Source organism: Halococcus thailandensis JCM 13552 (genome assembly GCF_000336715.1).
Classification (GTDB): Archaea; Halobacteriota; Halobacteria; order Halobacteriales; family Halococcaceae; genus Halococcus; species Halococcus thailandensis.
Genome location: NZ_AOMF01000171.1, coordinates 149,228 through 172,483 on the forward strand (window position 1 = coordinate 149,228; position 23,256 = coordinate 172,483).

24 protein-coding genes and 1 pseudogene are annotated in these 23,256 nt (G+C 66.7%); 14 read left to right on the forward strand and 11 right to left on the reverse strand.

Going from position 1 to position 23,256, the window contains the following annotated elements; translation table 11 throughout:
- The first annotated feature begins 62 nt into the window (after positions 1 to 62).
- Positions 63 to 908 (forward strand): SDR family oxidoreductase, encoded by an 846-nt coding sequence (locus C451_RS17075; RefSeq protein ID WP_007742505.1) that lies wholly within the window; start codon positions 63 to 65, stop codon positions 906 to 908.
- A gap of 112 nt (positions 909 to 1,020) precedes the next feature.
- The gene (locus C451_RS17080; RefSeq protein ID WP_007742506.1) at positions 1,021 to 1,785 is read left to right on the forward strand and encodes an SOUL family heme-binding protein; all 765 of its coding nucleotides are present in this window, start codon (positions 1,021 to 1,023) and stop codon (positions 1,783 to 1,785) included.
- Positions 1,786 to 1,795: 10 nt separating this feature from the next.
- Here the strand turns inward: C451_RS17080 and C451_RS24125 are convergent, their stop codons facing one another.
- Positions 1,796 to 1,930, reverse strand: coding sequence for a DUF7128 family protein (locus tag C451_RS24125; protein WP_007742507.1), 135 nt, complete (start codon positions 1,928 to 1,930; stop codon positions 1,796 to 1,798).
- Between the two features lie 78 nt (positions 1,931 to 2,008).
- Here C451_RS24125 and C451_RS17090 point away from each other — a divergent pair, with 78 nt between their 5' ends.
- Positions 2,009 to 4,159: a CDC48 family AAA ATPase gene (locus C451_RS17090; protein ID WP_007742508.1), complete on the forward strand. Its 2,151-nt coding sequence runs from the start codon at positions 2,009 to 2,011 to the stop codon at positions 4,157 to 4,159.
- 27 nt (positions 4,160 to 4,186) lie between these two features.
- Here C451_RS17090 and C451_RS17095 read toward each other — a convergent pair whose 3' ends face one another.
- The 8 genes and pseudogenes from C451_RS17095 to C451_RS17125 all read right to left on the reverse strand — a co-directional run bounded on the left by C451_RS17095 (position 4,187) and on the right by C451_RS17125 (position 14,602).
- Positions 4,187 to 5,593 (reverse strand): aryl-sulfate sulfotransferase, encoded by a 1,407-nt coding sequence (locus C451_RS17095; protein ID WP_007742509.1) that lies wholly within the window; start codon positions 5,591 to 5,593, stop codon positions 4,187 to 4,189.
- A 117-nt stretch (positions 5,594 to 5,710) separates the two neighbouring features.
- Positions 5,711 to 6,607, reverse strand: coding sequence for a bile acid:sodium symporter family protein (locus C451_RS17100; protein ID WP_007742510.1), 897 nt, complete (start codon positions 6,605 to 6,607; stop codon positions 5,711 to 5,713).
- Between the two features lie 12 nt (positions 6,608 to 6,619).
- Positions 6,620 to 9,457 (reverse strand): DEAD/DEAH box helicase, encoded by a 2,838-nt coding sequence (locus tag C451_RS17105; RefSeq protein ID WP_007742511.1) that lies wholly within the window; start codon positions 9,455 to 9,457, stop codon positions 6,620 to 6,622.
- Between the two features lie 39 nt (positions 9,458 to 9,496).
- A complete protein-coding gene (locus C451_RS17110) occupies positions 9,497 to 10,255 on the reverse strand; it encodes a metallophosphoesterase (protein WP_007742512.1) in 759 nt (252 codons plus the stop codon).
- Entirely contained in the window at positions 10,255 to 11,223 is a 969-nt protein-coding gene (locus C451_RS23855) for a hypothetical protein (protein ID WP_007742513.1), read from the reverse strand. The genes C451_RS17110 and C451_RS23855 overlap by 1 nt, the downstream gene beginning before the upstream one ends.
- Positions 11,224 to 11,285: 62 nt before the next feature.
- Positions 11,286 to 11,861: pseudogene (locus C451_RS24620) on the reverse strand (RPA family protein); the annotation flags it as partial.
- Entirely contained in the window at positions 11,858 to 13,150 is a 1,293-nt protein-coding gene (locus C451_RS17120) for a Single-stranded DNA binding protein (protein WP_007742516.1), read from the reverse strand. The gene C451_RS17120 and the pseudogene C451_RS24620, both read right to left, overlap by 4 nt.
- A gap of 45 nt (positions 13,151 to 13,195) precedes the next feature.
- Positions 13,196 to 14,602, reverse strand: a complete 1,407-nt coding sequence (locus C451_RS17125) for an LVIVD repeat-containing protein (protein ID WP_080503559.1) — start codon at positions 14,600 to 14,602, stop codon at positions 13,196 to 13,198.
- Positions 14,603 to 14,762: 160 nt separating this feature from the next.
- On the opposite strand from C451_RS17125, the gene C451_RS17130 reads away from it, so the two are divergent.
- Positions 14,763 to 15,425 (forward strand): 2,5-diamino-6-(ribosylamino)-4(3H)-pyrimidinone 5'-phosphate reductase, encoded by a 663-nt coding sequence (locus tag C451_RS17130; protein ID WP_007742519.1) that lies wholly within the window; start codon positions 14,763 to 14,765, stop codon positions 15,423 to 15,425.
- Here C451_RS17130 and C451_RS17135 read toward each other — a convergent pair whose 3' ends face one another.
- On the reverse strand, positions 15,426 to 16,472 hold the full coding sequence (locus C451_RS17135) for an NAD(P)/FAD-dependent oxidoreductase (protein WP_007742520.1): 1,047 nt from the start codon (positions 16,470 to 16,472) through the stop codon (positions 15,426 to 15,428). It abuts the gene before it with no gap.
- A gap of 77 nt (positions 16,473 to 16,549) precedes the next feature.
- Between C451_RS17135 and C451_RS17140 the strand changes: the two genes are divergently transcribed.
- From C451_RS17140 to C451_RS17165, 6 genes are all read left to right on the forward strand, one after another.
- Positions 16,550 to 16,834, forward strand: a complete 285-nt coding sequence (locus tag C451_RS17140) for a DUF357 domain-containing protein (protein ID WP_007742522.1) — start codon at positions 16,550 to 16,552, stop codon at positions 16,832 to 16,834.
- Positions 16,835 to 16,886: 52 nt separating this feature from the next.
- Entirely contained in the window at positions 16,887 to 17,162 is a 276-nt protein-coding gene (locus C451_RS17145; protein WP_007742523.1) for an ArsR/SmtB family transcription factor, read from the forward strand.
- A gap of 55 nt (positions 17,163 to 17,217) precedes the next feature.
- Positions 17,218 to 17,529: a hypothetical protein gene (locus C451_RS17150; RefSeq protein WP_007742524.1), complete on the forward strand. Its 312-nt coding sequence runs from the start codon at positions 17,218 to 17,220 to the stop codon at positions 17,527 to 17,529.
- A 314-nt stretch (positions 17,530 to 17,843) separates the two neighbouring features.
- Positions 17,844 to 18,824 (forward strand): transcription initiation factor IIB, encoded by a 981-nt coding sequence (locus C451_RS17155; RefSeq protein WP_007742525.1) that lies wholly within the window; start codon positions 17,844 to 17,846, stop codon positions 18,822 to 18,824.
- A gap of 43 nt (positions 18,825 to 18,867) precedes the next feature.
- On the forward strand, positions 18,868 to 19,047 hold the full coding sequence (locus tag C451_RS17160; protein ID WP_007742526.1) for a DUF7836 family putative zinc-binding protein: 180 nt from the start codon (positions 18,868 to 18,870) through the stop codon (positions 19,045 to 19,047).
- Between the two features lie 141 nt (positions 19,048 to 19,188).
- On the forward strand, positions 19,189 to 19,428 hold the full coding sequence (locus C451_RS17165) for a UPF0058 family protein (RefSeq protein ID WP_007742527.1): 240 nt from the start codon (positions 19,189 to 19,191) through the stop codon (positions 19,426 to 19,428).
- 59 nt (positions 19,429 to 19,487) lie between these two features.
- Here the strand turns inward: C451_RS17165 and C451_RS17170 are convergent, their stop codons facing one another.
- Positions 19,488 to 19,967 carry a DUF555 domain-containing protein gene (locus tag C451_RS17170; RefSeq protein ID WP_007742528.1) on the reverse strand — a complete coding sequence of 160 codons (480 nt, stop codon included), beginning with the start codon at positions 19,965 to 19,967 and terminating at the stop codon, positions 19,488 to 19,490.
- A gap of 84 nt (positions 19,968 to 20,051) precedes the next feature.
- Between C451_RS17170 and C451_RS17175 the strand changes: the two genes are divergently transcribed.
- The 4 genes from C451_RS17175 to moaC are packed head-to-tail and all read left to right on the forward strand — an operon-like array spanning position 20,052 to position 23,256.
- Complete coding sequence (locus C451_RS17175) at positions 20,052 to 20,960, forward strand: DNA-3-methyladenine glycosylase family protein (RefSeq protein ID WP_007742529.1); 909 nt, start codon at positions 20,052 to 20,054, stop codon at positions 20,958 to 20,960.
- Between the two features lie 60 nt (positions 20,961 to 21,020).
- Positions 21,021 to 21,296 carry an acylphosphatase gene (locus tag C451_RS17180; protein ID WP_007742530.1) on the forward strand — a complete coding sequence of 92 codons (276 nt, stop codon included), beginning with the start codon at positions 21,021 to 21,023 and terminating at the stop codon, positions 21,294 to 21,296.
- Positions 21,297 to 21,334: 38 nt separating this feature from the next.
- Positions 21,335 to 22,759, forward strand: coding sequence for a bifunctional ADP-dependent NAD(P)H-hydrate dehydratase/NAD(P)H-hydrate epimerase (locus tag C451_RS17185; protein WP_007742531.1), 1,425 nt, complete (start codon positions 21,335 to 21,337; stop codon positions 22,757 to 22,759).
- Positions 22,756 to 23,256 (forward strand): cyclic pyranopterin monophosphate synthase MoaC, encoded by a 501-nt coding sequence (gene moaC / locus C451_RS17190; RefSeq protein ID WP_007742532.1) that lies wholly within the window; start codon positions 22,756 to 22,758, stop codon positions 23,254 to 23,256. The genes C451_RS17185 and moaC overlap by 4 nt, the downstream gene beginning before the upstream one ends.

A 23,256-nucleotide genomic window follows, 5' to 3' on the forward strand; every position in this document is an offset into this window, starting at 1 on the left:
GGGAACTGTCACGAACGATCGCCCATAGCCAATGTTATGGGAGACCCCCACAGACCCAGCGCATGGCACTGGCGACTCCGGATCTGAGCGGTCACACGGCGTTCATCACCGGCACGACGCGGGGCATCGGCAAGCGGATCGCGCTCGCACTCGCCGAGGCCGGCTGCAACGTCGTCTCGACGGGCAAGACCGTCGACGACAGCGATAGCGATCTCGACGGGACGATCCACGAGACCGCCGCCGAATGCGAGGAGCACGGCGTCGACGCACACGCCATCCAGCTGAACCTGCGCGACGAGGAGCAGGTCGAGGCGGCCGCCGCCGAGGCGATCGACGTCTTCGGTGAGGTCGACATCGTGATCAACAACGCGAGCGCCATCCAGATGGCCTCCGTCGAGGAACTGCCGGCCAACCGGTTCGATCTGCTGACCGACGTGAACATCCGCGGGACCTACCTCACTTCTCGGGCGTTCATCCCCCATCTCAAGGAGATCGGTGGCGGACGGATCCTGACGAACGCGCCCCCGGTGAAGATGGATCGCGCACCCGGCGAGGCGGCCTACGCGTGGTCGAAGATGGGGATGACGTTCGTGACGCTCTCGCTCGCGAGTGAACTCCGCGGAACGGGGATCTCGGCCAACAGTTTCTGGCCCGTGACGGCCATCGACACGCGCGCGACGCGCTACTTCGGCATGGGAACGGAGGACGACTGGCGCTCGCCGGCCATCGTCGCCGACACCGTGCTCGAACTGCTCGACCGCGACGAGGAGTTCACCGGCAACGCCGTCTACGACGAGGACGTGCTCCGCGAAGCCGGCGTCACCGACTTCGAGCGCTACAACTGTACCGAGGGCGATCCGACCCCACTCTCGGCACAGCTGTTCGATCCCGACTACGAACGGCCGTAGCTGTCCGTTCCGTCCGTGGTGGGAAAGCGGTGGGATATGGGGAAAGGAAGGGGAAGAATCGTCGAACCGGAACGAGCGACACAGCCTTCAGTCGTCACCGTCTCGTCTGTCCATGAATCGAGCACGGCTCGGAGCGATCGGTGCGGTGACGGCCGGGAGCGCACTCGCGGTCTGGAGCGCCTTCGGGGTGCTGCGCACGCGATCGGCCGAACGGGTCGACTACACCGTCGAACGGACGATCGACGACCGGACCGAGATCAGGCGTTATCCCGAACTCGTCCGCGTCGAAACCACCGGCGATTCGACGCGCGAGGCGTTCGGACGGCTGTTCGACTACATCCAGGGCGCGAACGAGTCCCGCTCGGACGTCTCGATGACGGCTCCCGTACGAACTGACGAGAACACTGCTGAGGACGAAGAGGTGGGCGAGGAAATCGAGATGACCGCGCCCGTCCGAACGGAGAACGGCAGCGATTCGGAATCGGTGTCGATGACGGCTCCCGTCCGCACCGATACGGACGACGACGGCGTTCGGATGGGATTCTATTTGCCCGCGAACTACACGCCGAACACCGCGCCGCGGCCGACGGACTCACAGGTATCGCTCGCGGTCGAACCGCCGCGATCGGTGGCGACACGGCGTTTCTCGTGGTGGCGACCGGACTGGCGGACGCGCCGGCAGGCGTCGAAGCTCCTGGATTCGCTCGACGACAGCGACGTCGAGCCCGTCGGCGAACCGTTCAGTCTCGGATACAACGATCCGTCCACCCCGCCTTTCCTCCGGACGAACGAGGTCGCCGTCGACGTCGAGTGGGCGGACGCGGTGCCGGCGGCGGGACCGTCCGGCGAGCAGTCGTCGGATATCGGTGGCGATTAGCGACTAGCGATCACTGGAGATAGCTCGGGTCCTCGGCGTCACAGGTCTCCTCGTGCTGTGCGGCCTCCTGGTCGTCGTCGAACATGAGCCCGCAGTGTTCGCACTCGTGCCACGTGGTCCCGTCACGTTCGGTTTCGACCACCATACCAGACGTGGACCACCGACGACCAAAGGTGTTGTCCCCAGTGGGAACGCTGAAGGCTGTCGGTCCGCCAGTCCGAGTATGGCCGGTGGGGACGTCGACGGCGTCGAACTGACGGTCGAAGGTGCACAGAAGCGGGATGCGGGCCGGGGCGTCGCACGCCTGCCGGAGACAGCCCGACACACGCTTGGCGTGCTGAGCGGCGACACGGTCGTCGTCGAGGGCGAGCGCGCCACGGTGGCGAAGGTCTGGCCCGCGAGCGGCGACCTCGCCGGGGATCGAGTCCGTATCGACGCCGATACGCGGACGAACGCGGGTGTGACCGTCGGCGACTCCGTGACCGTCTCGCCCGTCTCGGTCGCCGAGGCAACGCGCGTGACCGTCGACGTCCCCGAAACCCTCGATGCGGACGACGACCTCACCGCACTCGTCACACGCGCGCTGCTCGATCGCCCGATCAAGGCCGGCGAGCAGCTGCGCATCGAACGGCTCGGGCCGGCACCGCTCGCGATCGAGTCGACCACGCCCGAGGGGACCGTCCGCGTCACGAACGAGACGACGATCGCGCTTCGCGGTGGGGCCGAGCTCGAAACGGACACGACGACCACGACGACCACGGTCGAGGCGACGTCGACGGCGGGGACGGCCGACGCGAGCGAGGGCTCGGCCCGAGTCACCTACGAGGACATCGGTGGACTCGACGACGAACTCGATCAGGTCCGTGAGATGATCGAACTCCCGCTCTCGGAGCCCGAACTGTTCCAGGAGCTCGGCATCGAGCCACCTTCCGGTGTGCTGCTCTACGGACCACCGGGAACGGGGAAGACGCTGATCGCGCGGGCGGTCGCCGGCGAGGTCGACGCCTTCTTCACGACGATCTCGGGCCCGGAGATCGTCTCGAAGTACAAGGGCGAGTCCGAAGAGAAGCTCCGCGAGGCGTTCGATCGAGCCGAGGAAAACGCGCCCTCGGTCGTGTTCATCGACGAAATCGACTCGATCGCGAGCGCGCGCGGCGACGACGCCGACATGGAGACCCGCGTCGTCGCCCAGCTGCTCACCCTCATGGACGGCCTGGAGAACAGGGGACAGGTCGTCGTCATCGGCGCGACGAACCGGGTGGACGCGATCGATCCCGCGCTCCGCCGGGGTGGACGGTTCGACCGCGAGATCGAGATCGGCGCGCCCGGCGAGGCGGGCCGGCGGGAGGTTCTTGACGTCCACACCCGCTCGATGCCGCTGGCCGAGGACGTCGATCTCGATCGGCTGGCCGCCCGCACACACGGGTTCGTCGGCGCGGATCTCGAATCGCTCGCCGTCGAGGCGGCGATGGCGGCACTCAGACACCGCACCGAGCGCGATTCGCTCGCCGTCACTCGCGCGGACTTCGAGACGGCGATGGCGGCCGTCGATCCCTCGGCGATGCGCGAGTACGTCGCCGAGAACCCGAACGCGGGCTTCGACGACGTCGGTGGGCTCGACGACGCGAAGGCCACGCTCACCGAGGCCGTCGAGTGGCCGTTATCCTACAGCGCGCTGTTCGAGGCGACCGCGACCGACCCGCCGGCGGGCGTGCTCCTCCACGGGCCGCCCGGAACGGGGAAGACGCTGCTCGCCCGCGCGCTCGCCGGCGAGAGCGACGTGAACTTCATCTCCGTGGCGGGGCCAGAACTGCTCGATCGGTACGTCGGCGAGAGCGAGAAGGCCATCCGAGAGGTGTTCGCCCGCGCCCGGCAGGCCGCCCCGGCGATCGTCTTCTTCGACGAGATCGACGCCGTCGCGGGCGGGCGCGGCGAAACCCACGAGGTAACGGAACGGGTCGTCTCCCAGCTCCTGACCGAGATCGACGGACTGGCCGAGAATCCGAACCTGATGGTACTCGCCGCGACCAACAGGATGGACGCCATCGATCCCGCACTCCTCCGGCCGGGCCGCATCGAAACGCACATCGAGGTACCAGCCCCCGACGAGGCCGCCCGCAGGGCGATCTTCGCCGTCCACACCGACGACAAACCCGTCGCCGAGGACGTCGATCTCGATCGACTGGCCGCCGACGCGGAGGGATACTCCGGAGCCGACATCGAAGCGCTCTGCCGAGCGGCCTCGATGGCCGCCATCCGCGAGGTCGCCGGCGAGTACAGCCCCGACGACGCCACCGCACACGCCGACGAGGTGTCCATTACGGCCGAGCACTTCGAGGATGCCGGCGAGTCGATCACGCCAACGTTCGAGTGAGATGGCGTGTTCCCCGATCGAACGGTGTTACTGGCTGCCTTCCAACGTATCCCGAACGCCGCCGACCGCCCGCACGAGCCGTCGACGGATGCGCCGGCGCTGATAGACGCCCTCGCCGATCGCCCAGCCGAGCGAGACGAGCAGACCCACGCCGAGAACCGTGAAGGCCCAGGTCGGCAGCCACGTCGGTTTGAGCCACGGCGCGACGTGTTTCCAGCGCACGGCGAGCTCGGTGAGTTCGCCCGGGAGCGGTGTCGCGGACACCACGCCGTCCACGACGGCCGGTACCGAGGGCAGCATCGTCTCGCGACTCCCGCCGTGGAGAGTGACGGCTCCGGTGGCGTTCTGCTCGCGGATCGTCGGTCCGTTCGGTTCGTCGCCGTGGGCCACCCGCTCGGCGTCGTAGGTCGCCCAGGGCGCGTGCATCTCCCAGACGATCTCGCCGTCGGGCGTGACCTCGATCACCCGATGGTTCATCGAATCGACGACGAGCGTGTTGCCGTTGGGGAGGCGATCAGCGTCACGCGGCCAGTTCAGCCCACCCGAAAGCGTCCACGTGCGCTCCCAGCTTCCGTCGCCGGGTGGGCCGCCCGTGCGCGCGTACTCGACGATCCGATCGTTCTCGGAATCGGCCACCAGTATCGTCGGTGTACCGTTCGCGCCGTCGAGATAGGACGGGTTGTGCTGCTCGAACATGGTCGAGTGATCGTCGTCGCTGCCGAGACGCAGGTCGATCTCCTTCGTCGAGCGATTCACGGCGATGACCTGGTCCATGTTGCGTACCGAGACGAGGAACTCGCCCTCCCGGAACTCGTCGACGTCGTTGACGTGCGTCCAGTCCTTCGTCTCGATCCCGTCGTCGGCGCTCGCCGGGTAGTGGTTCTTGAACTGCCACTCCCACGTCACGGTCTCGGTCGTCCGGTTGTAGACGAACACGCTGTCGTTGCTCGTCGAGCCGGTATCGTAGTTGATGCCCGCGACGAGCAACTCGTCGCCGTCGATCAGATCGACGTCGTGGATGTCCGGACTGTCGAATCGCTCGGTCCAGACCCGCTCCCGATTATCGGGGTCGAACTCGTAGACGACGGTCGTCCCCCGGACGGGGTTGACGACGAGCAGGTTGCCGTTCGGTAATGGATCGACGTCGTAGAACCAGTTCGTCCGGTCGTTGAGGCCGTCGTGGGTCCAGTTCACCGATCCGTTCTCGTCGACCGAGACGAGCCGCGCGGGACGGTTCGGCAGTGACATCCCCTGGGCGTGCCAGCCCTGGCTGGAGATGACCGTCTCGCTGTCGGGCGTGGTGCTCGTGACGCCGCGTTTGAGCGTCGGTTCGTCGTACGAGAGCGTCAGCACGCCGCTGAGGAGCACCAACGAGAGCACGACGACCCCGAGCAGCCCCCGAACGAGCCAGCGGCGGGACGGCAGACCGGCCATACGAAACGCTGTTCGGGTCGTATGATAGCCGTTACGAAAACCCGGAGTGGTACGTCGAGACCCCACTTGCAAGCGGTAGCCGGCCCTGTTCGTTATGAGAGCGTCTTCGTAGCGACGCTATCGAGCGAAGTACCGTGCGAGACCGGCACTCGTCGTCATTTCGACGATACCGAAGACGACGGCTGGCAGCGAGGCACTCGGTGGTAGCCCCGCTGCGACGACGAGTGCGGCCGCAACCGCAAAATCCCGCATCCCGACCGACAGGGCGACCGCGATTCGTTCGTCCCGAGGTCGGTGGACGCTCCCGAGCCATCCGATGCCGTATCCGAGGAAATTGAGAGCAGCGGCCCCAGCACCCACAACGAACAGCACCGTCCCGCTCGAACGGATCACGGCGGCGTTGGTCGCGGTCACGCCGCCGATGACGAGAATCACCATCAGTGCCGACACGGATGGGTAGTAGTCGTCGTATCGTTCGACGCGCTCGGGCCGCCACGCACGGACGCCGACCGCGAGGAGCATCGGCCCGACGACGGCAACCAGCAACTGTTCGACGAGCGGGACCGTCGAGACACCGATGCCACCGACGAGTACCACGACGACGGCTGGGATGAACGCGATACTCCCGATGCCGATGGCCGCGAGCGCCGTCGCCGAAAGAGCGGTGTCACCACCCGCGAGTTCGGTCATCACTGGCGTCACGAGTTCGGGGGTGACCGCCCCGAGAACGACGAAACCGACGGTGAGTTCCGGTGACAGTCCGAGACCGCGAGCAATGGCGAACGCGAGAAACGGCATCGTCACGTGACCGAGAAGCGCGATCCCAAGGGTTCGTTCCTCGATCTGCCGGAACTGCCCGACCGAGAGCGTCAGCGAGATGCTGCCGATCATCACGGCAAGGATGACAGTTGAAACCTCCGTTACGACCGCCACGCGTGGGACGGCGATTCCGAGACCAACTGCGAGGAGAACCCACAGGAGAAGGTAGTCTTCGATGATAGCCGTTAGCCTCATCTCGGAAGGGTGTCAGCCCCAAAAGGACTGTGTGCGGGCGTACTGGCGCTCCTGTGAGAGGATATCCCGGTAAAAATCGTCCTCGTTCTCGCGGAGCTTGGCGATGATGCGGGCGGCGTTGTGCGGGCCGACACCGCGGGCAGCGAGCGCGATGACGGCCTGCTTGCCGTGGCTCTGGACGAGCGTCGCGGCCTGATACGCGCGCTCGGTCTGTTTTTCCTGTTCGTCGTCCTTCTCGTCGGTTTTGATCGCCTCGACGACTTCCTCGGCCCACGGGTTGAGCGCCGCGATGCGCGTCGAGCCACAGAGTGGGCATTCGGGCTGATCGGGGATCCGCCGCACCTCCTGCGTGCGCTCCCACTCCTGGCAGTGCAGACAGAACAGCCGCATCCGATCCTCCTGAATCCGCTCTCGCACCGTGTCGATGACGCTCGCGTCGGCGTTCTCTGGCGCGAGCAGCTCCTTGCCCGACGAGCGCCCGTCGATCCCCACGGGGGTGTGCCCGCTGTGGGTCACGAGCTCGATTTCTTCAGATTTGATCCCCGAGAGCACGTCGCCGGCGTCGTCGATCGAGAGATCGTCGTGGAAGACCTCGCGGACGGCCTCGTCGTAGACCGGCGTGTCTTCGAGCGCCGCGAGCAGCCGTCCGCGACCGAACCGACTGTCACTCTGCCAGGACTTGAGCGCACCGAACGTCGCCGCGACCTGTGCGAGTTTGAACTTCAGCGCGTCGGAGTTCTTGAGGCTGAGTTCGATGAGCCCCGCGACGTGCTCGGCGGCCGTCTCGTTCAGAATTTCCACGACGTCGCTCCCGCACACCGCGCGCGGCACGTCGAGCTCGATGCGGTATGGGTCGATCTCCATACCCACCGAGGAGCCGGTCCGCTGACCGAGCAGCGCCGACAGAACCCTCCCGAGGGTCTCGTTGGTCGTGTGGCCGAAACAGGCGTTCACGACGACCGACCGTGGTTCGGATTCGACGACGACCCGGTTCTCGGTCGGCATCGGACCGTCCGCCTCGATCTGCTTTTCGAGCGGGTCGAGCGCCTCGCTCGCGGTGTACTCGTCGGTCGGATAGCGCTCGGCGAGATCGTCGGCTACCCCAGTCCGCGACGTGCCGTTGGCGAACGACTCACCGACCGTTTCCCGGATCTCGCCGACCTCGCTGGCGACCGCCCGCGGCACCGGGATCTCCTGGCCGGTCCACGAGGGGATCTCGCCGGCGGGATCCTCGATAGGACTGACCTTCACTTCGCTCTCCTCGTCGTTGACCTCCGCGATCCGCCACATCTCGCCACGCTGGATGAACGTCTCGCCCGGGCCGGCGAAGTTGACGACGAACCGTTCGTCGAGCGTGCCGATCGTCCGCCCGGAGGCGACGTCCGAGACCGTGTACGTCTCCTCGTCGGGGATCATCGAGAGGTTGGCGTAGAAATACTGCCACGAGCCGCCCGACTTCTCGAGTCTGTCCTGCTCCTCGTCGAGCCAGAGGATTCGGTTGCCCGATAGCTCGCGGACGATCTCGCGAAACTCCTCCTCGCCGAGATCGCGGAACGGGTAGGCGCGCGTGACGATCTCGTAGGCCTGGCGCGCGCCGATCTCGCCGAAATCCATGACGAGCCCGACGATCTGGTTGGCGACCGTGTCCAGACTGCCGTGGTGGATCTCGGCGGGTTCGACCAGCCCCTCGTGGGCGCGCCGGCAGATGGCGAGCGCTTCGAGCGTGTCGTCCGGGCGTGTCGTGAGCACGGTACCCGACGAGAGTCGGTCCGAGCGATGGCCCGCCCGCCCGACGCGCTGGAGGAGGCGGGCGACCTCGCGCGGGCTCTGATACTGGATCACGTGATCGACGCGCCCCACGTCGATGCCGAGCTCCATCGACGAGGTACAGAGCAACCCGTCCAGTTCGCCGGATTTGAACGCGTCCTCGACCTCGATACGGGCCTCCTTCGAGAGCGAACCGTGATGCACTCCAATGGGTAAATCGAGCGCGTTGCAGCGCGAACCGAGCGCTTCGGCCGTCTGGCGTGTGTTGACGAAGATCAGTGAGGATTCGTTGTCGGCGACGAGATCGCGGATCGCCCGCACGTGGCTCGCGAGGTCGGGATCGCTCGCGAGCTCCGCCGCCAGCGTTTCGTCCTCGTCGGTGATCCGTGGCTTTCGCACCTGGACGTCGAGCCGGCTGCCGACGTCGACCTCGATGAGCGCGCAGTCGCGCCCGCCGGTGAGGAACTTTCCCACTTCGCCGGGATCGCCGACCGTCGCCGACAGGCCGATGCGCTGGAACTCACCCGCGAGCTCGCGGAGGCGTTCGAGCCCGATCGTGAGCTGCGCGCCGCGTTTCGACGCCGCGAGCTCGTGGACCTCGTCGATCACGACGTGCGAGACGTCCCCGAGCGCTTTGCGGAGCTTCTCGCCGGTGAGCATCGCCTGGAGCGTCTCGGGCGTCGTCACGAGCACGTCCGGCGGGTCCTCAGCCTGCTTTCCGCGCTGATACTGGGTCGTATCGCCGTGGCGCACGTCGATGTCGAGCTCCAACTGTTCGCCCCACCAGTCGAGTCGGTCGCGCATGTCGCGGTTGAGCGCTCTCAGTGGTGTGATGTAGAGCGCCTGCATCCCGAACCGGTCCTCGCCCGCGAGCGCGTCGAACACCGGGAGCATCGCGGTTTCGGTCTTCCCTGTGCCCGTCGGTGCGATCACGAGCCCGTCCTGCCCGTCGGCCAGCGGCGGGATCGCCTTGCGCTGTGGCTCGGTCGGGGTCGTGAACCCGCGCTCGGAGAGCGCCGCCCTCACCTGCTCGCCGAGGTGTGTAAAGGCCGCCAGATCGGCGGCGGCCTCGCTATCTGCCATTGGATTTTCTATGGGTGCGAGCCGATTAAGAACTCCGGGTTAGAGCCGTCGGTACGCGCCGAGACGCGTCCCGTCGAGCAGATACGCCTCGCCGTTCGCGAGTCCGTCGGGCAGAAACGGCGCGAGAAATTCTTGACCCTCGACGTTCACCCACGTCCCACCTGAGAGATCGTTGAACGACGGGAACACCACGAGTTCGCCGTCGATCGCCAGTTCGGTGTCGTGATGCTCCTCGAACGGCTCCGGCGCGAGCGATCCACGGAGCCACGCGCGCTCGGCCCGGCTCCCGCCCACCTCGTCTTCGAGCCGGACGGTCGGGTGTTCGTGGCCGACACAGACCACATCCGCTTCGAGTACACGCTCGCTCGGCCAGGTGTGTCCGTGGGCGAATCCCACCCCGCCGACTCGAATGCCGTCGGTCGGCGTCACGGCCACGCCGAACTCCTCGGCGAGCGCTTCGATCTCTCCGTCGTGGTTGCCCTTGACGAGCGTGACCGGAACGCGATCGGTGAGCGCGGCCAGCAGTGTTTCGAGCTCCTCGCGCTCGTCACCCCGCGAACCGCCGATTGAGTGGGCAAGATCGCCGAGGAACACGACCCGTTCGGCTGCCGTCGTCTCGACGAGTGAGAGCACGCGCTCGCGGCGTTCGTCGGCCTGACTCGGCAGCGAGACACCCTCCCAGCGAAGCGCGGCTTCGAGCCCGGCGTGGTAGTCAGCGATGCAGAGCACGCGCTCGCCGCACTCGACGACGGCCGCCGGTTCGCCCGGAATCGGCTCGACGCGACCCTTCCCGCCCATCAGATCGGTTTGAGTCTGTCGTCGTCGGGTTCGTAACACTCGCCGCTCATCAGCGCCTCCTGGATCCCGTCGTCGGCCGCTTCGGGCGTGAGATCGTACTCCGCGACGGCGTGCTCGACGATCGCCTCGCGATCGACGCCGTCGCCCTCGTTCAGCGCCGCCATCGCCGCCACGACCGCTTCCTCGGGATCGGGGTCATCCTCGGCACCCTCCGACTCGTCGCCGTCATCGACGTCGGCAGCCTCGTCGGTCTCGTCGTCGGCAACGACATCGTCGTTTTCGCCTTCATCCCCGGGCTCCGACGCGAGTTCGGTATCGGAAGCGGGATCGGCCGGTTCGGAACCCGCCTCGTCCATCTCGTCGGGCATCGGCGTCTCGATGTCGGCCTCGCCCGGGTCGCCCACCTCGGCGGCGCTCTCGAAGTCGGTACCGAACTCCTCCTCGATCCGCTCGCGCTCGTCGGGATCGATCTCGAACTCCTCCGGATCGTCGACGTCGACCTCGACCGACTCCTCACTGTCCGTCCCGGTGGCCTCCTCGTCATCTACCTCTGGAGTGATCTCGTCGTCGGTTCCGTCGATCTCGCCGAACGACTCGTCGGTTTTGTTCTCGCCGTCCTCGTGCTCGTTCCCGGATCGCTCCGGCTCCGCCGCTTCGGCGCGTTCACGTTCGTCGGATTCGTCCCCAGCAGTTGGTTCGGGCTCCGCTTCGGCTTCGACCTCGGTTTCGCTCTCGGTAGCTGACTCGGGTTCTCGATCCAGTTCGGCTTCGATACCGGTCTCGGTCTCTGTATCGCCCATCGAATCCGCTACGGATGTGGTCTCGTCGTCCGCATTCGCGCTCTCAGCTGTGATCGACTCGTCATCCGTTTCGACTGCCGGCTCCGTGTCGGATTCGTCACCGGCCGTAGTCGCCGCGTCGCGGTCGCTACTGGCCCCCGAATCGGTCGCCTCGGCACGCTCGGTCACGGCATCGCGCCCGGTCGATCGACCTTCGGGCGAGACGTCGAGCGGGCCGACCTCCNCTCCTGCGTCGTGTCGTAGTGGGCGAGCGCGCGCGGAACCCCGGCGGCCAGCCCCCGTTCGACACCCTCGCCTTCGAGTGTGTCGCGGAGCGCATCGCCGCGCTCGTCGCGGTCGCGCGCCGCGCGCATCGTCCGAACGCGTTCGAGGGTTAGTTCGGCGGCATCGACGGCGAAGCGATCGCGCGTGGCGGCGTCGACCTCGTTCAGGCTCTCCGGGCGGATCGAGGTGAACACCCGATCGGAGTCCTCGGGCTGGAACGTGCGCGCCTTGCCCGCGACGGCGACGAACGCGGGAGCGTCGGCGCGTTCCAGGAAGGAGAGCGCCTCGGGCTGGTACTGGCCGGCGTAGACGACGAACGCACCCGTGAGATCGACGATCCGGGCGCGGAGCTGCTCGTCGTTGACCGCCTCGATCTCGGTCAGTACGCCCACGGCGAACAGCCGGTTGAGCCGCGCGCCGGTCGGCGTCACGACGTAGTTCGGCGCGCGCTCCTCGTCGCTTTCAGCGTACGAGAGGGTCGCATCGTCGAACTCGGCCGCGAAGACCCGATAGGCGGTCTCGCGGTTCGGCCGGCTGCTCATTCTGCCACCTCCACCCCGCCCGCCTCGTCGGCCTCGGCGAGCAGCGTTCGTGCGTGCTCGGCGGGGTCGTCGTCGCGAGGCGCGAACTCGGTCGCTTCCAGATTTGCGCCGTAGTCGTCGATCGAGAGCGTGCCTCGCACGCGGAACTCGTGGCCGACGATCGACTCGCGGATCTCGTCGGCCACCACCTCCTGATCCATCGCGTCCCGGGCGGCCTCGCGCGCGTCCTCGACGTCGCCGCCGTAGACTTCCTCGGTGAGATCGGCGTCGAGCACGGCCGTGAGCGACGCCGTCCCGTCGTCGACGATGGCCTTCACACGCAGGTCGTCCTCGCCGTCGACGTCGCCGTGAGCGCGGCACTCGCCCCGCTGGATGACGCGCCCGCACTCCGGACAGCGCTGGATGAGTCCGGAGCCGTCCCGGACCGCAAGCAGGCTCCCGGTGACTGTCACGTCGAACAGCCCCCCGGTGGCGATCGCCTCGTGGACGCTCATCCGCGGGGCGTTCTCGCCACCCTCGATCGTCTCGTCGAGCGGCTCGATCGTCGAGAATTCGGCGACGTTCACCGAGGGCACCCCGCGAAACTCGCGGACGTAGGCGTTCTCGATACGAATCGACGCGTCCTCGTCGATCCCGTCGTGGGGGTTCCAGTCGGTGAACGGGAGTCGTCCCGACTCGTCGGCGACCACGCCGCTCAGGATCTGCGTCTCGCCGTCGCGCCCGTCGATGACCTTCTCCTCGACCTCGGCGACGCGGACCGCGAGCGTGCGCCCGCGATCGCCCGGCACGAGCTCCGCGAGCGTGCTCTCGCCACCGATCTCGTAGGAGACGTCGAGGGGTTCGTCGGCGAACGCGACGGTCGTCTCCGAGCCGAGGTTGAGCTCGGGATCGCCTTCCCACTCGCGGACGCCGGCCCCGTGTGCCTCGATCGTGTCGCCCGGCGCGAGCTCGAAATCCTCCCAGGCCGTGTAGGAGATCGTGCCCGATTCGTCGGCAAGCTCACCCTCGAAGATCACGAGCTCGTCGCCCTGATAGCGGATCGAGCGTTTGCCGACCGTGAGCACTCGCCCGCGAACCGTCACCGAGCCGTCGCCCGTCGCGACGTCGGCGATGGCCTTGCTCGTCGGAGCTCCGTCACTCGTGTCGTCGCCGTACTTCCGCCGGAGGCTGCTCTTGGCCTCCTCGATCGGCACGCTGTACTCCACCAGGTTCTGCAGATCCGCTTTGACCTCCTCTTTGTCGACGCCGAGGGCGGAGGCGAGCTCCTCGGCATGATCGTCGAGTGTCATCACCTGTCTTCGGAGCGGAACGAACTAAAGCGTTCGCGCCCGCAGTCAGTCGCTCTCGGTCGTACTCGCCGCCGTCTCGGTGTCGGCGACGCCGTCGATGCGGTAGGTGTAGATCCCGGTGAAGAGATCGCTCGTCAGCGCGAACCCGCGCTTTTCGTTGTACATGGCGCTGTAGGCCATCGGCGGATCGCCGAACACCTGGAGATCATCGGCCGGATTCGGCACCGCGGGCGCGTCGGTGCGGTGGCGGTCGATCGGGTGTGGGTTCGTCGGATCGGTAATGTCGTAGAGCACCGTGCCCTCGTGCCAGTCGCCGCTCACCACCAGCGTGGCGTCCCCCCGGGGAACGATGTCGAACTGGTGGCCGGTCCAGTCGAAGCGCTCGGTCTGGTCGTCCGTCCCGTCGTCGCCCGACTCCATGCGCTCGGCGTTCGGCGAGACGGTGAACCCGATAGGGATCGGGTTCTCCGGCGAGCCGTCGCGCCAGCCGATGTCGAAGACGTGTTTGCCGCCCGGCGTCCCGTAGGAGCGCTCGTCGCCGACGACCACGAGGTCGCGGCGCGGATCGGGCAGCGCGTAGTGGCAGTTCCCGAACGCCTCCTCGCCGACCTCGCTGTCAGCGTAGGAGCGCTGCTTGTCGTAGTCGAAGTGACCCACCCGACGCGGGTTCAGCGGGTCGGTCGCGTCGAGCAGCACGTAGCCATCGACCATCTCGCCCATGTACGCACAGTGGAGCAGCCCGCGTTTCGGGTCGTAGACGACGTCGTGTGCCAAGCCGGGCGGGCCAGCGACACCGTGCTGCTGTGGCGAGCGCGGGTCGGAGACGTCCCAGACGTCGATCCCGCCGGTGTCCGGATCGTCGCTGTAGTTGACCGTGTAGACGACCGATTCGTTCGAGCGAACGAACAGATTGTGCGTCCCGCTGGCGTTGAGTTCGCCGATGATCTGCGGCGATTTCGGCGTCCCTTCGGCGAACCCGTAATCGACGATCTGGACGCCGGAGTCGCCGGCCGGGTGGTTGCTCCGACAGTACAACCCCTTCTTTGGGCCGAACTTGACGTCGAGACAGCGCACGCCGTCGTCGGCCGGGAAGTGATGGACGAGCTCGGGCGCACTCGGATCCGTCAGATCGACGAGATAGCTCCCGGTGCCCGAAAACCGCGTTCCGACGGCCGCGTAGCGCCCGTCCGGACGGATGGAGCCTTCGGCGAACCCGCCGACCGACGAGGAGAGCTGTGACTGGCCCGCCGCTCCGAGTCGCCACGTCGATGGTGTCGGCGTCGTGGCTGCGTTCGTCCGTGTCCGCTCGGCGGTCGTGGTCGTTCGGGTTTCGTTCGAGCCGTTGACGGCGCTCTCGCTCGGTTCCATCTGGAGCGCACCGTAGGCCACACCGGAACCGATACCGACCACCCCGAGAGCCTTGAGCACTGCTCGACGAGACGTCCCTGCCATGCTGTTCGGTAGAATCGAACGCCACGCGCGCACTTATCTCCTCCCGTTCGTTCATCAGCGCAACAGACACCGATTTCGACGATCACGGCGTCCACGGTCCGATTTCGCCCCGGTTCCACGGCATCGAAAGCGGCTTTCGAGGTCGTCGGCTACCGTCCCCATGCACGTCGTGGCCAACGCGGCGATGAGCGCCGACGGCAAACTCTCCTCGCGGCGGCGCGAGCAGATCGTCATCAGCGGGCCCGACGATTTCGCGCGCGTCGACGCGCTCCGTGCGTCCTGTGACGCGGTGCTCGTCGGCGGCGGGACGGTACGCGCCGACGATCCCCATCTCACCGTCGAGGATCCCGAGCTGCGCGCGGAGCGTCGTGAGGCTGGCAAACCAGCTCACCCCGCGCGTGTGGTCGTCGACACACGTGCTCGTACACCGCCGTCCAGCCGCGTGCTCGACGACGCCGCCGTGAGCTACGTCCTGATCGGTGCATCGGCACCCGAGGATCGACGCACCGCTCTTCGGGACGCGGGTGCGGAACTGCTCGTCGCCGGCGACGAGCGGGTCGATCTCGCGGCGGGGGTCGCCGCGCTCGAAGACGAGGGGATCGACCGACTGCTCGTCGAGGGTGGTGGTGAGATCCTCTTTTCGGCGTTCGAGGCGGGACTCGTCGACGAACTGTCGCTCTTCGTCGGCTCGCTCCTGATCGGTGGTCGCGATGCGCCGACGCTCGCCGACGGTACGGGGTTCGTCGACGAATTTCCGGAGCTCGACCTCAAAGACGTCGAGCGCGTCGACGACGGCGTGCTCTGTCGCTACGCCGTCGAGTGATCAGTCGTCGGATTCGGCCAGCGGTGCCGTCTGCGCTTCGTCGGTGTGAGTTTCGAGATACGTGTCGGCGTCGAGCGCGGCCTTGCTCCCCATCCCGGCGGCGGTCACGGCCTGCTGGTAGTGGTGGTCGACCACGTCGCCAGCGCCGAAGATACCGGGGACGTCCGTGTGGGTCTGGCCGCCGCCCGTACCGCCCGCGGTGGTGAGATAGCCGGCGTCGTCCATCTCGACGCCCGTGTCGCGGAGATAGTCGGTGTTCGGCGTGTGACCGATGGCGAGGAAGACGGCCCCGACGTCGAAATCGAACTCGTCGGTCTGGGGATCGTCGCGCTTCTCGCTCGGATGGCCTTCGGGATTGGTGAGTAGCGAGACGTCCTCGACGCCTTCTTCGGGCGAGCCGCGGATCTCGGCGAGTTCGGTGTTCCGCATCACTTCGATGTCGCCCTCCTCGACGTGTTCTTCGAGGCGTTCGACCCAGTAGTCCTCGGCACGGAACTCCTCGCGGCGGTGGACGAGGTGGACTTTCGAGGCGAACTTCGTCAGGAAGGTCGCTTCCTCCATCGCGGCGTCGCCGCCGCCGACGACGAGCATCTCCTCGCCGCGGAAGAAGGCCCCATCACAGGTCGCACAGGTCGAGACGCCGTAACCCATGAGTTCGTCCTCGCCGGGGACGCCGAGCGTACGCGCGCTCGCGCCGCTGGCGACGATGACGGCGTCGGCCGTGTAGCGTTCGCCGCTCGCGAGCGTGAGCTCGTACGGCCGTTCGGCATCGTCGATGGATTCGACGACACCGTGCTCGATCTCCGTGCCGAAGCGCTTCGCCTGCTCTTTCATCTCGTTGATGAGCTCCGTCCCGCCGATCCCCTCGGGAAAGCCCGGATAGTTGGCGACGTCGGTCGTGAGCGTGAGCTGGCCGCCCGGTTCGTCACCCTCCAGCACCAGCGGGTCGTTGTTCGCGCGCGCAGCGTAGATGGCCGCCGTCAGTCCCGCGATGCCCGACCCCGTGATGACGAGCCGACGATGGACCGGCTCCGCGTCCTCGTTCATACACTCGATTGACGGTCCGCGAATAACTACCTTGTGCTGTCGCGGGAGTTTAGGGGGCTGTCCCCCTCGGTCGGGCCATGCCTGCAGATCTCGCGGAGAAGACCGACCGGTACGAACGGCTGCTCGCCGACGCGCTCGATGCGGCGACGATCGCGCCGCCGACGGGGACGCCGCTGGCCGATTCCGCGGCCGACTACGAGGAGATGGCGCGCTCGTATCTGGAGGACGGGCGACATTTCCGTGCCAGCGACGACCCGGTGAACGCGCTCGCGGCGTTTTCGTACGGTCACGCCTGGCTCGACGCCGGCGCGCGCATCGGACTGTTTTCGGTACCGGACGAGGGCGACCTCTTCACCGTCTGAGAACAGATTCGGTCGGTGCGCTTACAAGGGGTGGGTGTGTCAGTTTCCGTCGATGGAGGCCGTTCTGTGGTACGTGCTGACCGGGACACGCGGCGGCACGAACCGCGTGCGTATCCTCCAGGCGCTCGACGAACGGCCGCGCAACGCCAACCGTCTCGCCGAGGAGCTGGATCTCGACTACAAAACCGTCCGTCATCATCTCGACGTGCTGGAGGAGAACAACGTTCTCGAAAACAGCGGTGACGACTACGGTGCGGTCTATCTCCCGACCGATCAGGCGCGCCATCACTGGGAGACGATAGAGGAAATCATCGACGAGGTGAACTGAGTATGGTCCGATTTGGGAAAGAGTATATGCACGCAAACGAGGTATGTAGGGATAGATGGCGGCTCTGATCGACGCGATGCGCGTGTTCAGCGCGCTGAACGTGCTCCTGCTCCTCGGACTGGGCTACGTCTGGGGGCGGAACTTCCTCCAGTTCCGCTCGAAGCACACCCTCGGCCTGCTGGTCTTCGCAGTCCTGCTGCTCGCGGAGAACGCGCTGGCGATCTACTTCTTCGTCTTCCACGAGACGCTCACGCTCTGGGTGACGAACCCCGAGCTCGTTCCACCACCCGCTCAGAAGGCGATGCTCGCGCTCCGACTGTTCGAGTTCGGTGGCGTCGCCTTCCTCACGTGGGTCACGTGGGACTGAACGTGGCACGGAGCCGTCGAGGGCGTTCGATCGGAAAACGTGCAGGAAACTGCAGGCCTATCACTCTCCTTACTCGCGCACGACCCTCCGTCGTGAGCAGCGTCGTGGATACGTCTACCCGGAAAAGCGCCGCGATAAGCGGCAGTTTAACCCCCTCCGCACAGACGGCGTCGAGAGGGCGTGACACGTCCGATTTCGGCGGGGTGTAATCGGTAGCTTTAAGTAGTTTACGAGCTAACGTATTGTCAGATACCGAGTTCTGGGAGTGGGCGCGACCGATCCCCAGCAGCCAACCGCATCCGAGTCACAAACCCATGAGCGATTCAACAACACGAGTCAACGAGCGAGAACGAACCGACGAGAGCGAGGTCGAGCAAGAGGAGGTCGACGAAGACGAGCTCGTCTGTCCCGAGTGTGGTGGCCGGCTGGCCGCCGACAGCGAGCACGGCGAGACCGTCTGTACGAACTGTGGGCTCGTCGTCGAGGCCGACGAGATCGACCGTGGTCCCGAGTGGCGGGCGTTCGATAGTGCAGAACGCGACCAGAAGTCGCGGGTCGGTGCCCCGACGACGAACATGATGCACGACAAGGGGCTGTCGACGAACATCGGCTGGCAGAACAAGGACGCCTACGGCAACGCGCTCTCCTCGCGCCAGCGCCAGAAGATGCAGCGCCTGCGCACCTGGAACGAGCGCTTCCGCACCCGCGACTCGAAGGAGCGCAACCTGAAGCAGGCGCTCGGCGAGATCGATCGTATGGCGAGCGCACTCGGCCTGCCCGACAGCGTCCGCGAGACCGCGTCGGTCATCTACCGCCGTGCACTCGACGAGGATCTCCTGCCCGGGCGCTCGATCGAGGGTGTCTCGACATCGGCGCTCTACGCGGCGGCCCGCCAGGCTGGCACGCCCCGGAGCCTCGACGAGATCGCCACCGTCTCCAGAGTGGGGAAGATGGAGCTCACCCGAACCTACCGCTACGTGGTCCGCGAGCTCGGCCTGGAGATCCAGCCGGCCGACCCCGCGAGCTACGTGCCGCGGTTCGCCTCCGATCTCGAACTCTCGGAGGAGGCCGAACGGCGCGCACGACAGCTCCTCGAGACCGCCAAGGACGAGGGGATCATCAGCGGCAAGAGCCCCGTCGGGCTCGCCGCCGCCGCGGTCTACGCCGCCGCGCTGCTCACCAACGAGAAGGTGACGCAGGGCGCGGTCAGCGAGGTTGCCGACATCTCCGAAGTCACTATCCGTAACCGGTACAAGGAGCTGCTCGAAGCCGAAGGCGACGTGATGGCCGCCTGATCGACGCGAACTTTTTTGTACTCGTCGCGTGTTGAACGGTGACATGGACGAAGCAGCCGTCCAACTGTTGTGTCCGGAGTGTGCGAAACATTGGCGCGAGACGCCGCGCGAGCTTCCGGCGGACGGGTCGACGTTCCACTGTCCGAACTGTCACGCGAGCTATCGTATCAGTGAGTTCATGCGAACCGACCGCGATCTCAGCGCGTTCAAACAGTTCCAGTAGTCGGCCGAGCCGTCTGTAATATACATTATCGTCAATGACACTTACTGCCGCGAACGGCCGTTTCGCGGCGTTTTTCGCCCCCGTATGTTAACGAGAGTCAGGATACTACTAATATCCTCCAGTCACTAGGGGCAAGTGCCCATGAAAAAGCAGGAGCTTATCCACCTCCACGGCCTGCTTGCAGAGGTACGTAAGCATCACGAAGCACGGACGGGGAAATCGGCCGACTACGACTCGTACGAATCGCTCGGCGTTCGTCCGACATCGATTCATCAGTCGAAGACAGACCACAAAGCCGCCGTTTTCGCGCTCGCCGACGGTATTACAACCGATATGCGACGAACCGAAAACGAGGAGACGGTTCCGGCGGCCGCCGACTGAGACGAGCGAACGGCAGACAACCGCGTTCTCCGGTCAGCAACGTTCCGTAGCGCCGCGGCTCACTCTTCGAGCAGCTCGTCGAACTCCGGCAGCAGATCGTCGTCGCCGTCGTTTCCGCCACTGGAATCGTCTCCGCTACTGGCATTCTCATCTCTGGTATCCTCGTCAGTGGCGACGTCATCGTCATCTTCGGCTTCGTCGCCGCTTTCGAGGACCTCGATTTCGAGGACGTCGAGCGGGATGTTTTCGAGTCGTTGGCCGATCTCCTTGCGCGCGATGCGGGCGGCGTGTTCCTCGCGCTCGACGTTGAAGACGGTCATTTCGAGTTCGAGCGCGACGAGCGCTTCGTCGGCAACGATGAAGGCGGGTTCCAGCTCCTCGCCGGCCGGCGAGCTGCGCGAGCCCATCTCGATCTCGACGTAGCTCAGATCGGGGTTGAGCATTCCGCCGGTCTTCGAGATGGCGATGCGGACGGCCTCGTCGGGCGTCTCGACATCGTAGACGGGCACGGCGGCCTCGACGACGACTCGACAGTCCATGTCGGCCGTTCATCGGCTGATAGTATCAACGTTGGGTCGCCGAAGTCGAAAGGGCCAACGACCACCCGTTCGTCCACCATCGTGATGGAGACCGGCAGCCTGGATCTCGACGAGGTGGCGGGCGACTTCGATCTGCAGGCCACGCTCGAAAGCGGTCAGAGCTACGCGTGGCAGCGTGCGGACGGCCGGATGTACGACCAGCCGTCGGCCGTCGGCGGATCGGCGTGGTACGAGACGGTGCTCCCGGCGACCGTCACCGGCGAGCGCGAGGTGATCCGCACTCGCCAGACCGACGGTCGACTCGACTGGGAGGCGACGACCGACGCGACGGCGCCGCTCACCCACCGACTACGACTCGACGACGATCTCGACGCCATCCGCGCGGCGACGCCGGCCGAGCCGCTGATCGAGCGGGCGTTCGACGCCTACGAGGGGCTGCGAGTGGTTCGCGACCCGCCGTTCGTCTCGCTCGTCTCGTTCATCTGTTCGGCACAGATGCGCGTATCCCGCATCCACGGGATGCAGCGCACGCTCGCCCGCGAGTTCGGCTCGACGATCGAGTTCGACGGTGAAACCTACCACGCCTTCCCGACACCCACACAGTTGGCTGCCGCCAGCGAGGCGGAACTGCGCGAGTGCTCGCTCGGCTATCGAGCGCCTTACGTCGAGCGGACGGCCGAACTCGTCGCGAGCGGCGAAGCACACCCCGAATCGGCCCGTGGGATGGCCTTCGAGGAGGCCCACGAGTATCTCAAGCAGTTCGTCGGCGTCGGTGACAAGGTCGCCGACTGCGTGCTCCTCTTCGCGCTCGACTACCTCGAAGCCGTCCCGCTCGACACCTGGATCCAGGAAGCGATTTCCGAACACTACCCCGACTGCGATCGCGACTCCTACGCCGAGACCTCGCGGGCGATCCGCGAGCGCTTCGGCGGCGAATTCGCGGGTTACGTCCAGACGTACGTGTTTCACTACCTGCGCGGCGGGGTCGAGTGATCGTCGGCGATCCGTTCCTGGAGCCAGACTGCTTTTGCTCGTCGCCGAGCAACCCGTCCCATGAGCGAGACCCGTGCCCACGTGTTCGTCTCCGGTCGCGTCCAGGGCGTCGCCTACCGTGCGAACACCCGCGACACCGCCCGCGAGATCGGCGTCGACGGCTGGGTGCCGAACCTGGACGACGGCCGCGTCGAGGCGGTTTTCGAGGGTGGAGAGGAGAGTGTCGAGCGCATGGTCGAGTGGTGCTACGACGGCAGTCCAGCCGCCACGGTCGAGAACGTCGATGTCGAGTACGACGATCCCGAGGGACTGTCCGGGTTCGAGGTTCGCCGGTAGTCCGCACGCTTAATTCGCCGGCGGTCGATGGACTCGTCATGATCGACACCGACCGGATGGCCGCCGTCGACGAGAACGCGGCGGCGCTCGGCGTCCCCAGGAAACAGTTGATGGAATCGAGCGGCAACGCCGTCGCCGGTGCGGTCCGCGACATTGCGGACCCGGACGCGCGCGTGACGATCGTCGCCGGCCGGGGCAACAACGGTGGTGACGCGTTCGTTGCCGCGCGTTTTCTCGACACGTACGACACGCGCACGCTGCTGCTCGGACGCGCCGAAACGATCACGACCGAGATTGCCCGCGAGAACTGGGCAGCGCTCGGACAGGGTGGCTACGAGATCGACGAGGTACGCGACTCACGAAATCTCGATCTCGAAAACCCGGACGTCGTCGTGGACGCGATGCTCGGCACGGGCATCACCGGCGAACTCCGCGAGCCCGAGGCCACGGCTGCGCGCGCGATGAACGATTCCGACGCGACCGTCCTCTCGGTCGACGTTCCATCGGGTGTCGACGCCGACACCGGCGAGGGGGGTGCGGGAGCCGTCGACGCCGACCACGTCGTCACGTTCCACGACACGAAACCCGGACTCGACGCGCTCGACGCGGACGTACGGGTCGCCGACATCGGCATCCCGCGGGCTGCCGAGCGGTTCGTCGGGCCGGGTGATCTCGCCGTCGAGCGCGACCCGCACGGCGAGAAGGGCGATTCGGGGCGCGTGTTCGTCGTCGGCGGTGGTCCCTACACCGGCGCGCCAGCGCTCGCAGGGCAGGCCGCGCTCCGGGCGGGTGCCGATCTCGCCTTCGTCGCCGCCCCCGAGCGGGTGTTCGATCCGATCGCGGGCTACGCCGAGGACCTCATCGTCCAGCCCTACGACGCCGACCGACTCGGACCCGATCACGTCGACGAACTGGTCGAGACGGCGACCGACCACGACGATATCGTGGTGCTCGGGCCGGGCCTCGGCAGCGCCGACGAGACCCACACGGCCGTCGAGCAGTTTCTGGAGCGATTCGACGGGCGAGCGGTCGTCGATGCCGACGCACTCGCCGTCGTTCCCGAGATCGAGACGGACGCGACGCTCGTGTGTACCCCGAACCGCAAGGAACTCGCCGCGATGGGCGGCCCCAACGTCGACGATCTCCGCGAGCACGCCGACGAGATCGAGTCCTTCGCCGCCGATCTCGGCCACGTCGTGCTGGCGAAGGCGAAGGACGACGTGATCACCGATGGCGAGCGGACGCGGATCTCTCGGACCGGAACGGCCGGGATGACCGTCGGCGGGACCGGCGACGTGCTCGCCGGGATCACGGCCGCGCTGCTCGCGACGCGGGAGCCGTTCGAGGCGGCCAGCGTCGCACCATACGTCAACGGCCGGGCGGCCGAGCGGTTCTCCAAGAGCGGGCTGCTCGCCTCCGAACTGCTCGACGGGATCCCGCACGCGATGGAGGCGGACCGATGAGCGACGACCCGGGCGACGCGAGCGACCTGACCCACACCACGGCCGAGGGCAACGCACAGATGGTCGACGTGGGCGCGAAACCCGACAGCGCGCGCCGAGCGGTCGCCCGCGGGACGATCCATCTCCAGGAATCGACGGTCGCGGCGATCGCCGACGACGGGATCGAGAAGGGCGACGTCCTCGCGACCGCGCGCATCGCCGCGATTCGTGCCGTCAAGCACACCTGGGAGACGATCCCGCTCTGCCACCAGATCCCCATCACGAACGTCGAGACCGAGTTCACCCTCGCCGACGATCGCGTGACGCTCACCGTCGCCGTCGAGACCACCGGCAAGACGGGCTGCGAGATGGAGGCCCTTCAGGGCGTGACGACGGGGCTCGACACCGTCTGGGACATGACGAAAGCCGCCGAGAAGGACGAAGACGGCCAGTATCCCACGACAGCGATCGAGGACGTGCGAGTGCTCGAAAAGGAGAAAACGGCCGAGGAAAGCTGA